The 12,657-nt window shown below is 63.9% G+C and carries 14 protein-coding genes; 4 read left to right on the top strand and 10 right to left on the bottom strand.

Annotated features, from left to right (window positions below; genetic code table 11):
- Window positions 1-16 precede the first annotated feature (16 nt).
- Window positions 17-931 (top strand): penicillin-insensitive murein endopeptidase, encoded by a 915-nt coding sequence (mepA, locus tag TMPK1_RS03965; protein WP_420241577.1) that lies wholly within the window; start codon window positions 17-19, stop codon window positions 929-931.
- Between the two features lie 196 nt (window positions 932-1,127).
- Here mepA and TMPK1_RS03960 read toward each other — a convergent pair whose 3' ends face one another.
- Complete coding sequence (locus TMPK1_RS03960; RefSeq protein WP_420241576.1) at window positions 1,128-1,811, bottom strand: PEP-CTERM sorting domain-containing protein; 684 nt, start codon at window positions 1,809-1,811, stop codon at window positions 1,128-1,130.
- A 196-nt stretch (window positions 1,812-2,007) separates the two neighbouring features.
- Here TMPK1_RS03960 and mazG point away from each other — a divergent pair, with 196 nt between their 5' ends.
- Window positions 2,008-2,826, top strand: coding sequence for a nucleoside triphosphate pyrophosphohydrolase (gene mazG, locus TMPK1_RS03955; protein WP_420241575.1), 819 nt, complete (start codon window positions 2,008-2,010; stop codon window positions 2,824-2,826).
- A gap of 114 nt (window positions 2,827-2,940) precedes the next feature.
- The gene (locus TMPK1_RS03950) at window positions 2,941-4,101 is read left to right on the top strand and encodes an EAL domain-containing response regulator (RefSeq protein ID WP_420241574.1); all 1,161 of its coding nucleotides are present in this window, start codon (window positions 2,941-2,943) and stop codon (window positions 4,099-4,101) included.
- Here TMPK1_RS03950 and TMPK1_RS03945 read toward each other — a convergent pair.
- Genes TMPK1_RS03945 through TMPK1_RS03935 form a run of 3 tightly spaced genes read right to left on the bottom strand, consistent with a single transcriptional unit; the run spans window position 4,080 to window position 5,811 of the window.
- Window positions 4,080-4,958 (bottom strand): NAD(P)-dependent oxidoreductase, encoded by an 879-nt coding sequence (locus TMPK1_RS03945; protein ID WP_420241573.1) that lies wholly within the window; start codon window positions 4,956-4,958, stop codon window positions 4,080-4,082. The genes TMPK1_RS03950 and TMPK1_RS03945 overlap by 22 nt on opposite strands.
- A gap of 19 nt (window positions 4,959-4,977) precedes the next feature.
- The gene (locus TMPK1_RS03940; RefSeq protein WP_420241572.1) at window positions 4,978-5,424 is read right to left on the bottom strand and encodes a DUF4865 family protein; all 447 of its coding nucleotides are present in this window, start codon (window positions 5,422-5,424) and stop codon (window positions 4,978-4,980) included.
- A 3-nt stretch (window positions 5,425-5,427) separates the two neighbouring features.
- Entirely contained in the window at window positions 5,428-5,811 is a 384-nt protein-coding gene (locus TMPK1_RS03935; RefSeq protein ID WP_420241571.1) for a tautomerase family protein, read from the bottom strand.
- A gap of 253 nt (window positions 5,812-6,064) precedes the next feature.
- Between TMPK1_RS03935 and TMPK1_RS03930 the strand changes: the two genes are divergently transcribed.
- Complete coding sequence (locus TMPK1_RS03930) at window positions 6,065-6,997, top strand: LysR substrate-binding domain-containing protein (protein WP_420241569.1); 933 nt, start codon at window positions 6,065-6,067, stop codon at window positions 6,995-6,997.
- Here TMPK1_RS03930 and hflX read toward each other — a convergent pair.
- Genes hflX through TMPK1_RS03900 form a run of 6 tightly spaced genes read right to left on the bottom strand, consistent with a single transcriptional unit; the run spans window position 6,930 to window position 12,657 of the window.
- Window positions 6,930-8,270 carry a GTPase HflX gene (hflX, locus tag TMPK1_RS03925; protein ID WP_420241568.1) on the bottom strand — a complete coding sequence of 447 codons (1,341 nt, stop codon included), beginning with the start codon at window positions 8,268-8,270 and terminating at the stop codon, window positions 6,930-6,932. The two genes, TMPK1_RS03930 and hflX, sit on opposite strands and share 68 nt — an antisense overlap.
- Window positions 8,267-8,515: an RNA chaperone Hfq gene (gene hfq / locus TMPK1_RS03920; RefSeq protein ID WP_420241567.1), complete on the bottom strand. Its 249-nt coding sequence runs from the start codon at window positions 8,513-8,515 to the stop codon at window positions 8,267-8,269. Before hfq ends, hflX begins: the two co-directional genes overlap by 4 nt.
- A 51-nt stretch (window positions 8,516-8,566) precedes the next feature.
- On the bottom strand, window positions 8,567-9,262 hold the full coding sequence (locus TMPK1_RS03915) for an HAD family hydrolase (protein WP_420241566.1): 696 nt from the start codon (window positions 9,260-9,262) through the stop codon (window positions 8,567-8,569).
- Window positions 9,259-10,473, bottom strand: coding sequence for a TCR/Tet family MFS transporter (locus TMPK1_RS03910; RefSeq protein WP_420241565.1), 1,215 nt, complete (start codon window positions 10,471-10,473; stop codon window positions 9,259-9,261). The genes TMPK1_RS03915 and TMPK1_RS03910 overlap by 4 nt, the downstream gene beginning before the upstream one ends.
- Before the next feature lie 49 nt (window positions 10,474-10,522).
- Window positions 10,523-11,779: a TCR/Tet family MFS transporter gene (locus tag TMPK1_RS03905; RefSeq protein ID WP_420241564.1), complete on the bottom strand. Its 1,257-nt coding sequence runs from the start codon at window positions 11,777-11,779 to the stop codon at window positions 10,523-10,525.
- Window positions 11,776-12,657, bottom strand: coding sequence for a D-amino-acid transaminase (locus TMPK1_RS03900; protein WP_420241563.1), 882 nt, complete (start codon window positions 12,655-12,657; stop codon window positions 11,776-11,778). The genes TMPK1_RS03905 and TMPK1_RS03900 overlap by 4 nt, the downstream gene beginning before the upstream one ends.

The following is a 12,657-nucleotide window of genomic DNA, read 5'->3' as shown; positions in this document are numbered from 1 at the left end:
AGGCAAGATCCAGGACATGACGATGCTGTCCTGGACGATTCGAACCGCGTTGCTGCTGTGTTTGACTGTGCCTGCATTGGCGCAGGATCTCGGCACGTTGGATCCGGTGCCGTTGCCACCGATTGCCAATCCCAACGACCCGTCAGTGCCAGCCCGAGAATTGTTCGGCCGCAAAGCCGAACCGGCAGCGTTGCCGCCGCGCGTGATCGGCTTTTATTCGAATGGTTGTCTCGCCGGTGGAGAGAAGCTGCCGATCGATGGCGACGCATGGCAGGTGATGCGCTTGTCGCGCAACCGCAATTGGGGCCATCCCGTGATGGTCGCGTTCCTCGAACGTTTCGCACGCAAAGTGAAAGAGCAGGGCATCTGGCCCGGTCTTCTGGTCGGCGACATGGCGCAGCCGCGCGGCGGCCCGATGTTGACCGGCCATGCGTCGCATCAGTTGGGCATCGACGCCGATGTATGGCTGTCGCCAATGCCGAACCATCGGCTGAGCCGCGTTGAGCGCGAGAATTTGTCGGCCACCAATGTCGTGCGCGCCGACTGGCTCGATATCGATCCGAAACAATGGACGAAAGCGCATCTGGCTTTGCTGCGCGCGGCATCGCTCGAACCCGAAGTCGAGCGCATCTTCGTCAATCCGGCGATCAAGAAAGCTGTCTGCCGCGAAGCGACCGGCGATCGTTCCTGGCTCGCCAAACTGCGGCCTGTGTACGGGCACAATTATCACTTCCATATCCGGCTGAGCTGTCCGGCCGGCGAAGCCGAGTGCAAGCACCAGGATCCGGTGCCGGCTGGCGACGGCTGCGACGCGTCGCTCGATTGGTGGTTCACGCAGGAAGCGCTGCATCCCAAACCGGGACCCGAGAAGCCGCCGCTGAAACTGGCCGAACTACCGGCGCAATGCCGCGCGGTTCTGGGGGCGCCCTGAACCCGCTTTAGATCTGTCTCTTATTTTCCATAATACATATTATGCGACTAAGAGATGGAGCAAAACCCTCGTCGTTATTGGGGTTCTGCGCATCGTCCCCGGGCTTGCCGACCACAATGCAAGACGGCCCGCCAGGTTCTCCGGCGGGCCGTTTTGCATGCAGCGTGCGCCGCGCGTTGCCGCGCGGGCTGCGTGTTCAGACTGTGTGCTTGTTGCGACGACGACGCGCCCAGCCGAGGCCGAACAACGACATGCCGAGGATCGCCGCAGATGCCGGCTCCGGAACGTTGGGGCCGCCGCCTCCGACCTTGCCGAACGCCACGTTGTCGAACTCGAACGCGTTCTGGGTCGACAGGAACTGCACGCTGGTAAAGGCGTCGCTGCCCGTGAACGAGAATTCGACGAAACGATTGGTGGCACTGCTCGACTGGTTGCCGTCCGCCGGGTCGTTGATGTCGAGGCCGGTGAACGACGCGACCAGCGTTGCGCCGTTATAGAACTTGATCGTGTTGTACGCGTCGATCGAACCCCAATAGAGCCCGAAATAGTTGTTGGCGCTGCCAAGCGTCAGCGTCGACGGCGAACTGGTTGACGGACCGACCGAATAATACCGTGAGGTATCATCGAGCGGCTGCGCGTACTGGCCCGACGTCGTGCCCGGACCGGTGACTGCACCGCCCGCAAATCCCGGCGCCGCACCGCTGTTGAAATCGATCGTCGTTGTGCCCGCCTGCGACGAACTGAGCCCGTTGGGGTTACCGCCGCCCGGGGTTGAGCCCCAGCTCACACCCGCGCTGGCTGGTGCGGCGACGGCCATCGTAAGTGATGCTGCGCCTGCCAATAACGCCAAGCGATATGTCGAAAACTTCGCGTGGAACATGCTCTCTCTCCCAGGGTTCAGAATTTCCTTGGGGGTATCGCAAGTCCGGTGCCGTTGGCGCAGTTGCTGCAAATTGTATGTATCTCGCGAATTCCACGCGCGTTTCGGCGCGAATGTGACAAGAATTCCGACAGGTCACCTTGTCTGTTGTGCGAGGACTAGGCTCACAACGCCGACTCAGCACCGGGGACCTGAAGTGCCGCCATCCGAACCTCAGAATTCCAGCCCGGCGATCGCACGGCTGCTGCAGATGATGGCCAAGCTGCGCGATCCTGATGGCGGCTGTCCGTGGGATCTGCGCCAGGACTTCGCGACCATCGCGCCCTACACGATCGAAGAAGCGTACGAGGTCGCTGACGCGATCGAGCGTGGCGATCTGGGCGACCTCAAAGACGAGCTTGGCGACCTGCTCTTCCAGGTCGTCTTTCACGCCCAGATGGCCGAAGAACGTGGCGACTTCACCTTCACCGACGTGGTCACCGCGATCGTCGACAAGATGGAAGCACGTCACCCGCATGTCTTCGCCGGGGGCACACTGGAAGACGAGCGCGCGGTCAACAAATGGTGGGAAGAGCGCAAAGAATTCGAGCGCGCAGCCAAGGCTGCAGCGACCGGCCGCGCGCCCAGTACGCTGGACGGAATTGCGATCGGTCTCCCTGCCCTGACCCGCGCCTTGAAGCTTCAGAAACGCGCTGCGCGCGTCGGTTTTGATTGGTCGGATGCACCGCCCATTCTCGACAAGCTGGACGAAGAACTGCGCGAGCTTCGCGCCGAATTAGCCAGTGGCGACACAAGCCGTATCGAAGACGAATTCGGCGACGTGCTGTTCGTGGTGGTCAATCTGGCGCGCCACCTGAAACTCGATCCTGAAACCGCGCTGCGCGGTACCAACGCCAAGTTCGAACGCCGTTTTCGCTTTATCGAACAACAGCTCGCCGCCGACGGGCGCACGCCCGAGGCTGCGTCGCTCGACGAAATGGAAGCGCTCTGGCAGCGCGCCAAGAAGGAAAGTTGAACGCTGCGTGACAGGATTCGGCGGTGCAGAACTGAGAAAAGGCCAGATTTAGGAACCTTCCGGTAACTACTATCGTCGTCACCTTGGTGTCAGGTTACGCCTCGGGGACCGAACATGCGGCTCATCGCGCTGGACGACGAACTGATCATGCTGCGCCTGGTCGAGCTGTTGGCGATGCAGAGCGGCGCCGAAACCCGGACCACGACCGACCCCGAGCTGTTTCTGTCGCTGGTGCGCGAATGGGCGCCCGACTACGCGCTGGTCGATTTGCAGATGCCCAATCTGGATGGGCTGCAGGTGCTGCGCGAACTGGCTGAATTGCGCAGCAGCGCCGTCGTGGTGCTGATGAGCGCGTTTGAACCGAAAGTGCTGAATGTCGCGCAAAGTATCGGCAAGTCGCTTGGCTTGACGATGGGGCCGGTGCTGCAAAAGCCAATCACCGCGTCGAATTTCGCGCGCGCGCTGGAACAGCCCGTCCCGCCGCGCGCGTTGACCGGCATCGATGCCTTGTCGCTTGCGATCGATCGCGGCGAATTGGTGCTGCATTGGCAGCCGATCCTCGATCTCGAAACCAACCGCATCACCGGCATGGAAGCGCTGTGCCGCTGGCAACATCCCGATCAGGGCTTGGTCTTTCCCGACGCGTTCATTCCGCTCGCGGAAACCAGCGGCATGAGCCAACGCCTGTCGGCCTGGGTGCTGAACGCCGCATTTAGCCAAGCGGCGCAATGGGCGCGCGTCGGCGTCAAGCCGATCGTCGCGATCAACGTGTCGCCCGAAGCATTCGAAGCTGCAGAGTTCGTCGACGTGCTTGAAGCGCTGCGCGCCGAACACGGACTCAGCGCCGACCAGATCTGTCTCGAACTGACGGAGAGTTCGGCGGCGCGCAATCCGACGCGGCTGCGCGAGTCGATCAGCCGTCTGCGTCTGCGCAACTACCATGTCGCGCTCGACGATTTCGGGACTGGAACGTCGACCCTGCAGCAGATCCAGGCCCTGCCCTGTACCGAACTCAAGATCGACAAAAGCTTCGTGCTGCAGATGGCGCATTCGGAAGAAGCGTCGGCGATCGTGCGCTCGATCCTGGCGCTGGCCAGCGCACTCGACGTCAAGGTGATCGCCGAAGGCGTCGAGAACGAAGAAGTCGCCGGCATCCTGCAAGCCGGCGGATGCCAGATGGGACAAGGCTATTTCTTCGCGCGCCCGATGCCGGCCGATCGCGCCACCGACCTGCTGTGCAGCCGTGTAAAGGCTCAGTCTTTCTGCAGCAGCTGAATCAGGCTCGACGTGTCCCAGCGATTGCCGCCGCGCGCCTGCACCTGGGCGTAGAACTGATCGACCAGCGCCGTCATCGGTGTGCGTGCGCCGACCTGGTTGGCCGTGTCGAGCACGATGCCCAGATCCTTGCGCATCCAATCGACAGCAAACCCGAAATCGAATTTGCCTTCGATCATCGTCTTGTAGCGGTTCTCCATCTGCCACGACTGCGCGGCACCTTTGGAGATCGCTGCGATCGCCTTTTCCATGTCGAGGCCGGCGCGCTGGCCGAAATTGATCGCTTCGGCGAGGCCCTGCACGACGCCGGCGATGCAAATCTGGTTGACCATCTTGGTCAACTGGCCGGCACCCGCCTCGCCCATCAACACCGCTGCTTTGGCGTAGGCCTGGATGACTGGTTCGACTTTGAGGAACGTGCCTTCGTCGCCGCCGATCATGATCGTCAGCTGACCGTTCTCAGCCCCCGCTTGGCCGCCTGACACGGGTGCGTCGAGAACGCCGACGCCGCGCTCTTTGCCGACCTTGGCAAGCTCGCGCGCGACTTCGGCCGACGCTGTCGTGTGATCGCAGAAGATGCTGCCGAACCGCATGCCCGCGAACGCGCCCTGCTCGCCCAGCACGACTTCACGCAGATCGTGATCGTTGCCGACGCACGCAAAGACGATGTCGCGATCTTCTGCGGCTGCGGCGGGTGTCGGCGCGGCGCGACCGCCGAACTCGCTGACCCAGCGTTGCGCCTTTTCCTGCGTGCGGTTGTAGACGGTGACGTCGTGGCCGGCTTTCGCCAAATGGCGCGCCATCGGATAGCCCATGACGCCCAATCCCAGGAACGCGACGCGCTTCGGCTCAGTCATCTCGTCTACTCCGATTTCTCTACTGCACGAGCGTGCTAGCACTTCCACGCGCGAGGTACATCACCTCGAACCTGCGTCCCTGGGCCTCGCCCCAATGAACGTTGAAGCTGGCACCGTCGAGCGGATCCAGTGCGCGGAGATCGGCCCCGCTTTCGCCGCGCGTGATGTGACGAATGGCGGACGGTGGCGACGTCACGAGACGTGGCACCAGCAAGCGCACCTCGGGCCGCCCGAACGTCGTCACCAGCGCCTCGAAGAACGGACCGTCGAGAAACCGCGTCGCCGCAGCCGGGTCGTTCCAGGCGTAGAGCGTCGCGTAGGTCAGCTCGACCGGGTCGGCGAGGAACAGCTTCCAGTCGAGCCCGGCCATCCCGTCGAACAACGGACCACGCTCCTTGGCGCGGCCACGCACCGTGTCGAGCTGGGCCGCGTCGTTGAGCGCGATGTCGTAGCGCATCAGCAGCATAGGTCAGGTCCCCGGCGCGTACTGCGCAACGCCGCGGCCGAACGACCAGTCGACGCCGTCATTCTCGGTCAGCACGACGATCAGATCGTCCCCGCGCACGCCGACGGGCTCCAGCGCGGCTGCAAGGCCGGCATAGAAGGCGCGCTTCTGGTCGTCGCTGCGGCCGCGTTTGCACGTCACTTCGATCAGCACCGGATCGCGCCGGTCCATGCCGAGATAGGCCGGGTCGGCGATGAAGCCGGTCGTGTCGCGCGTCTCGAGCAGCTGGAAGCGATCGTCCGCAGGCGCGACGAGGGTGCGGATCAAGACCGCGTGCGCGGCATCGGCGATGGCCCGGCGGGAAGCCGCGTCGCGGCTGGGGCCGGTGGTCAGGCGTACGAGTGGCATGGCGACCTCACAGAAACCAAAGGGCAAGTGCGATCGCGCCGCCGACAAAGACGCCGGCCGACCACACGAAAACGAAGTCACGTACTGGATCCAAATTCTGGATGAACCCACTGATACCGTGGCCAGAAGTTGCGCCAGTTGAAGTCGTATCTGAGAACATAAAAACCTCCGTTCGGGCTTGTCGAACGGAGAATGGCGCGCCAGGATAGATTTATAGATCCAATGGATCGAAACTAATCGACGAGGATTTCTAATGGATAGGACGGGGCCTACCGTCGATCTCAGCGTGCTGCGGACCTTGGTTGCAGCGGTCGATCTGGGTGGCTTCGGCCGCGCCGCGTCCCTGCTCGACCGGTCGCCATCGGCGGTCAGCCTGCAGCTGCGTGGGTTGGAGGCCCAACTTGGCCAGCGCCTGTTCCGCAAAGACGGGCGTGGCGTCGCGCTGACCGAGACCGGCGACGTGATCGTCTCCTATGCCCGCCGCATGCTGGAGCTCAATGACGAGATGCTGACGGCGGTGCGCAGTCACGCCGTCGAAGGCGAGCTGCGCTTCGGCTTGCCGCATGACCTGGCGCAAGGCGCGTTGCCGGCGACCTTGGCGCGCTATGCCCGCGCCCATCCCGGCGTGCGTGTGCAAGTGCGCGTCGCCGGCAACCGCGCCGTTCTCGATCTGATGGAACGTGGTGAGCTCGACGTCGCGCTCGTCTTCGCGCGCGCCGACCCGAATGAAAAGCGTGCTGGTAGCGACGTGCTCGCGACCTTGCCGATGATCTGGATCGGAGGACCGACGGCACAAATCGACGATCCGCTGTCGCTGGTGCTGCTCGACCCGCCCTGCATCTTCCGCCAGGCCGCTACTGCGGCGCTCGACGCGGCGGGCAAGCCCTGGCGCGTTGTCGCGTCGAGCGACAGCGTCACGGGCCTCTACGCAACCGTCGAAGCGGGCCTCGGCATCACCGTGCGCACGCAGATGGGCTTGCCGCCAAACCTGCGCCTGCTCAGCGATGGGCTGCCTGCCTTGCCGTCGGTCGATCTGTGTTTACGCCATGCGCCAGGCGTGCCGTCGGCGGCCGCCACGCGCCTTGCCGAGTTGCTGCGTGTCAGCGTCGCCGAACAGCTCAAACTGGCCGATACGGATATTGGCGCTCGAACCGCTCGAGCGCGGTCGGTTCAAGCCCGACCGTAACGCGCGCGCGTCCGTGCTCGCCGTCATCTTCGCGCGCCAGCACGTCGCCTTCGCGGTGCAAGAACGCCAAGGCGCCGCCGTCCGATAGATCGATCTCGAAATCGATCACGCGCCGTTCGGCTTCGATCCGCTCTTCGATCCGCTGCAGCAGCCGATCGATTCCTTCGCCGGTCAATGCCGACACGGGAATCGGCTCGGCGTGCCGCGCGCTGCGCGTACGTGCGTGGCGACGGTCTTCGTCGCTCATCAGATCGATCTTGTTGCCGACTTCGATCAGGCGCGGATCGCTTTCCGCGTCGATGCCCAGCTCGGACAGGACCGACAAGACGTCTTCGCGCTGCGCTTCGCTGTCGGGATGCGCCAGGTCGCGCACATGCAGGATCACGTCGGCCTGTTCGACTTCTTCCAGCGTGGCGCGAAACGCAGCCACCAAGGTCGTCGGCAGATCCGAGATGAACCCGACCGTGTCGGACAGGATCACGCGCCGTCCCGACGGCAATGCGATGCCGCGCATGGTCGGGTCCAAGGTCGCGAACAACAGATCTTCGGCGCGCACGGTCGCACCGGACAGGCGATTGAACAGCGTCGACTTGCCCGCGTTGGTGTAGCCGACCAACGCAACCACCGGATACGGCACGCGCTTGCGCGCGGCGCGATGCAAATCGCGCGTGCGCCGCACCTGGTCCAGCTCGCGTTTGAGCTTGATGATGCGGTCGCCGATCAAGCGACGATCCATTTCGATCTGGCTTTCACCAGGACCGCCGAGAAAGCCGAAACCACCGCGCTGCCGTTCCAAGTGGGTCCAACTGCGGACCAAGCGCGAACGCTGATAACTCAGCGCCGCCAGTTCGACCTGCAGCGTGCCTTCGCGCGTGCGGGCACGGGCACCGAAGATCTCGAGGATCAGACCGGTGCGGTCGATCACCTTGGTCTTCCAGTCGCGCTCTAGATTGCGCTGCTGCACGGGCGACAGCGGATGATCGACGACCACCAGCTCGATCGGCTTGAGCTCGTTCTCGATCGCCTCGGCAACGCGCTGGACCGAGCCCGACCCGAGCAAGGTTGCGGGCGACGGGCGCGTTACGCGCACCACCTCGGCATGAACGACGTCGAGTTCGATGGCGGCGGCCAGACCGACCGCCTCTTCCAGCTTGGCCTCGGGGTCGCGGGCATCAACGCCGACGCGCCCCACAATCGGGTGCAACACCAGCGCACGCCCGCCGGTGCGCCGGTCCTCCGGGGGACCGGCCTGGCCTTCGTGGCGAAGGCTCAACCCACGTCCTCGTCCTTTTCCTTCTCGAACAGCTGGATCGGCTGGGTCGGCATGATGGTCGAGATGGCGTGTTTGTAGACGAGCTGCGAATGCGCGTCCCGCCGCAGCAGGACTGAGAAATTGTCGAACCAGGTGACGATGCCTTGAAGCTTCACACCATTGATCAGGAAAATCGTGACCGGTGCCTTGTTCTTGCGAATGTTGTTGAGGAAGACGTCTTGGACGTTCTGATTTTTCTCGGTCATCGCTATCTCTCTTGTTGCATGTTTTTGGGGGCGAGCTGGCCCTGCGGCCACCTAACCCCGTTTCGACGACGTCCCGGATATAGGACGCGAAGCCGCCTCTACCAAGCCAAGCAGCCCATCGAGATTGCGAACGCGGGCAGCTGGCGGGCAATCCAGCATCAACGCCGGATCTAGGTCGCTCGTCTCAACCAGTACCGGCGTGCATCCCGCAGCCAGCCCGGTCCGCAGATCGACGTCGGTATCGCCCACGAACCAGACCCCGGGGCTGGCCTCGACCCCCAGCGCGGCCAACGCCATCACCGCCGGCGCCGCATCGGGTTTGTCACGCGGCGCGTCCCCGGCCCCGACCAGAACGCCGAACCTGTCGTCCCAACCGAGATGGGTCACCTCACGCCGAAGGAACGCGCCGCGCTTGTTGCTGACGACGGCAGCGGGCACGCCATTATTCCGAGTCCAGTCGAGCAGACGCTCGGCCCCCGCCAGAGCCACGAGCCCTTCGAGGTGCAGACGCTCGAACGCCTCATAGAAAATCGCGCGCGCTTGTTCCCACTGGGTACCGAACATGCGCGGGAACGAGTCCCGGGCCGACAGGCGCGCATTGGCGAGCGTTTCGGCGAGATCCAACGGCGGCAGATCGAACGACGAGCGCGCCGTGTTCAGCGCCGCCTGCACGCAGCGCCAATTATCGACCAGCGTATTGTCCCAATCGAACAGAATGGCGCGCGGCGCCGGTAACGCCTCGCTCACGCCGGTGTGGCTGACGCGGTGATCGGTACACGCCGCACCGCCGCGCGTCGCGGCATCGTCTGCAGCGCAAGCAAAAGACCACCCACCAACAACAGCGCCTCCACCAAGAACGGTGCACCGGGCGCATCGACCGGTGCGGTCGGGCCGGTGCAAAGACCGAACACACATGTCGCACAAATCGGCGCCAGCACCGCTGCGATACCGATCGTGCTTGCGAGCGCGCCTTGCAGCTCGCCCTGCTCGTCCGCCGGTACGCGCGCCGAGATCACCGCCTGCACCGAAGGTGCCGCAAGACCGCCGAGCGCGTAGATCGGCACGATCACGTAAAGCTGCCAGCTTTCGGTCGCAAACGCGAACAGCACACAGCCGAGAATGTACCCGCCAAGCCCCAGCAGCACAGCCGACCGTTCGCCCAACCGCGGCACAATGATACGGGTCAAACCCGCTTGCGCCGCGCCGAAGAACAGACCGACCAGCGCCAGCGAAACACCGACCTGATAGCTGCTCCAGCCAAAGCGGTAATCGGTGAACAACACCCAGATCGCTTGCGGATAGACGCCGCCGATTTCGACAAAGAAATACAGCAGCGCCAGGCCCGGCAGCGCTTTGAACCGCGCCAGCCGCAGCAAGGCGCGGAACGGATTGGCCGCACGCCAGGTGAAGGTCCGGCGGAGCGTGCGCGGCAGGCTCTCAGGCAGCACAAACAGGCCGTAGAGGAAATTCGCCGCGGCCAGGATCGCGGCGACGACGAACGGAACGCGCGGCCCAAGATCGCCCAGCAACCCGCCGATCGCAGGGCCCAGAATGAATCCGCTGCCCGCAGCAGCGCCGATCAAACCGAACGCGGCGGCGCGACGTTCGGGCGGCGTCACGTCGGCGATATAGGCAGCGGCGGTCGTGTAGCTGGCGCCGCAAAGCCCGGCGAAGATGCGGGCAGCAAACAGCACCAGCAGGTTGGGCGCCAAAGCAGCAGCGACGTAGTTGATCCCCAGCCCTGCCACCGCCAGCAGCAACACCGGACGCCGTCCGATCGCATCCGAAATGGCACCCAGCAACGGCGCGCCCAACAGCGACGCCAGCGCGTAGGACGTCACCAACAAGCCGAACGTCACGCTGGCATTCGACGGTCCGCCACCGACGAAACTCTCAACCAGGCGGGGCGTCACCGGCATTACGAGGCCGATGCCCATCAGATCGATGAGCACAGTCACAAAGACGAAGAGCGTAGCCGGTCGCCGACCCATAGTCGGCGCAACGACGTCAGGCGCCAGCCGGTTCCACAGTAGCGGTTGCGGCGGGTGCGGATCGCAGCCCCAACGCTGCGAAAACCAACGCAACGAACATGAAAAACGCACCGGTGAGGAAGGCTGCACCGGGCATCTGGAAGGTCGCGTTGGCACGCGTGAACCAAGCGAAGACATAGGCGGCGATCAACGGGCCGAAGACGGCGGTGACGCTCATCAGGCTGGTCAAGGTGCCTTGCAACTCGCCCTGCTCGTTCGATTGCACTTGACGCGACATGATCGCCTGCATCGACGGTCCCGCGATCCCGATCATCGCGTACGGCAACATCGCCGCATACATCATCCAGCCTTGCGTCGCGACGGCGAACCAAATCAGACCGATCACGCACAGCAAGATGCCGAGAAAAATCGACCGCGGTTCGCCAAGCTTTGGAATCAGAATGCGCGTCAGCAGGCCCTGCGCCAGACCAAAGACCAACCCGACCATCGCCAGCGACAGTCCGACATCGCGTTCCGTCCAGGCGAAGCGAAACTCGGTGAACAACACCCAATTGCTTTGCAGCATCTGCGCGCCGAGCTGCAGGAAGAAGAACGACGCCGCCAATCCCAGCACAGCGGGAAACCGGCTCAGCCGCAGCAACGAGCGAAATGGATTGGCTGCAACGGCGGAAAACGCCCGCCGTTCTTTCGCCGGCAGGCTTTCGGGCAGCACGAACGCGCCGTAGACGAAGTTCAGCGCGGTCATGCCGGCCGCAACCCAGAACGGAACGCGCGGTCCAAACTGACCGAGCAAACCGCCCAGCGCCGGCCCAAGAATGAATCCAACGCCGAACGCAGCGCCGATCAGACCAAAGGCCTGCGCGCGTTTCTCCGGCGGCGTGACGTCGGCGATATAGGCCGTCGCGGTGGTGAAATTCGATCCGCATGCGCCAGCAACGATGCGGCCGAGGAACAACAGCCACAGCGTCGGCGCCATCGCGGTCAGCACATAGTCGAACGCCATGCCCAACAGCGCGACGAGGATGACCGGGCGGCGTCCAAACCGATCCGACAACGAACCCAGCGCTGGCGCACACAAGAACAACATCAGCGCGTAGGCCGCGAACAACCAGCCCAGCTCGGCGCTTGCCTCGGACGGGCCGCCGCCAACAAATTCCTCCACCAGCTTGGGCAGGACGGGGATGATCAGGCCGATGCCGATCACGTCCAGCAACACCGTGATCAGAATGAAGGCGGTCGCGGGTGCGCGCCCCTTCGAGCCAAAAATTTTCATGTAGAGGTCCAGCCGATCGGAGCGCCGTGCGCGCCTTCGCTATACCGCAAATAGCGCTCGCGCATTCCCAACGCGACACGGCCCGGCTTGCCGTCGCCGATCATCTTGCCGTCGATCGAAACCACTGGTGCGACGAACGCGCTGGCGCTGGTGCTGAAAGCTTCGCACGCAGCTTGTGCTTCGGCGATCGTGAACGGGCGTTCGACGATGCGAAGCTGAAACAAGGTCGCGATGTGCTGCAGCGCGCTGCGCGTCACGCCCTTCAAAATTCGTCCGTCGGCAGGTCTCGTCACCAGCTCGCCGTCGGCGGTGACGATCCAGGCATTGTTCGACGAACCTTCGGTGACATAGCCGTTGGCGTCGACCAGCCACGCATCGTCGGCGCCCTGCTCGAGCGCATGCATCTTGGCCAGCGACGACGGCAGCAGCATCACGGTTTTGATGTCGGGCCGCGCCCAGCGCAGGTCGGGCACCGACAGGATCTTGAGACCCTGGTTCAGCTGTTTTGTGTGGCTGAAGTCGGCACGTCGCACCGTCATCACCAAGGTCGGTGCAAGGTCGGGATCGAAGCGAAAATCGCGGGCTGCTTCGCCGCGCGTGATCTGCATGTACAAGGCAGCGTTGCGCACGCGGTTGCGCCGGATCAGCTCGCGCATGACGATCGGCAGCGCGGTCAGCGACATCGGTAGCGGAATTTTCAGCTCGTTCAGCGAACGGACCAACCGGTCGAGATGGCCACGCTCGTCCATCAAGGCGCCGTTGCGGATCGCGATCACTTCATAGATGGCGTCGGCAAACTGAAAGCCGCGATCTTCGATATGTACGCACGCCTTCGCGTGCGGGACATACTGCCCGTCGACATACGCGAAACGCGGCAT

It is taken from the genome of Roseiterribacter gracilis (assembly GCA_018332375.1).
GTDB lineage: Bacteria > Pseudomonadota > Alphaproteobacteria > BOG-932 > Roseiterribacteraceae > Roseiterribacter > Roseiterribacter gracilis.
The sequence above is the reverse complement of the archived record's forward strand: the minus strand, read 5'-3'. Positions and strand labels throughout refer to the sequence as shown.

What these genes read in the sequence shown, in the direction of transcription:
- mepA (WP_420241577.1), top strand. Translation starts at nt 17, where the DNA reads ATGACGATGCTGTCCTGGACGATTCGAACCGCGTTGCTGCTGTGTTTG.
- TMPK1_RS03960 (WP_420241576.1), bottom strand. Translation starts at nt 1,811, where the DNA reads ATGTTCCACGCGAAGTTTTCGACATATCGCTTGGCGTTATTGGCAGGC.
- TMPK1_RS03950 (WP_420241574.1), top strand. Translation starts at nt 2,941, where the DNA reads ATGCGGCTCATCGCGCTGGACGACGAACTGATCATGCTGCGCCTGGTC.
- TMPK1_RS03945 (WP_420241573.1), bottom strand. Translation starts at nt 4,958, where the DNA reads ATGACTGAGCCGAAGCGCGTCGCGTTCCTGGGATTGGGCGTCATGGGC.
- TMPK1_RS03940 (WP_420241572.1), bottom strand. Translation starts at nt 5,424, where the DNA reads ATGCTGCTGATGCGCTACGACATCGCGCTCAACGACGCGGCCCAGCTC.
- TMPK1_RS03935 (WP_420241571.1), bottom strand. Translation starts at nt 5,811, where the DNA reads ATGCCACTCGTACGCCTGACCACCGGCCCCAGCCGCGACGCGGCTTCC.
- TMPK1_RS03930 (WP_420241569.1), top strand. Translation starts at nt 6,065, where the DNA reads ATGGATAGGACGGGGCCTACCGTCGATCTCAGCGTGCTGCGGACCTTG.
- hfq (WP_420241567.1), bottom strand. Translation starts at nt 8,515, where the DNA reads ATGACCGAGAAAAATCAGAACGTCCAAGACGTCTTCCTCAACAACATT.
- TMPK1_RS03905 (WP_420241564.1), bottom strand. Translation starts at nt 11,779, where the DNA reads ATGAAAATTTTTGGCTCGAAGGGGCGCGCACCCGCGACCGCCTTCATT.
- TMPK1_RS03900 (WP_420241563.1), bottom strand. Translation starts at nt 12,657, where the DNA reads ATGCCGCGTTTCGCGTATGTCGACGGGCAGTATGTCCCGCACGCGAAG.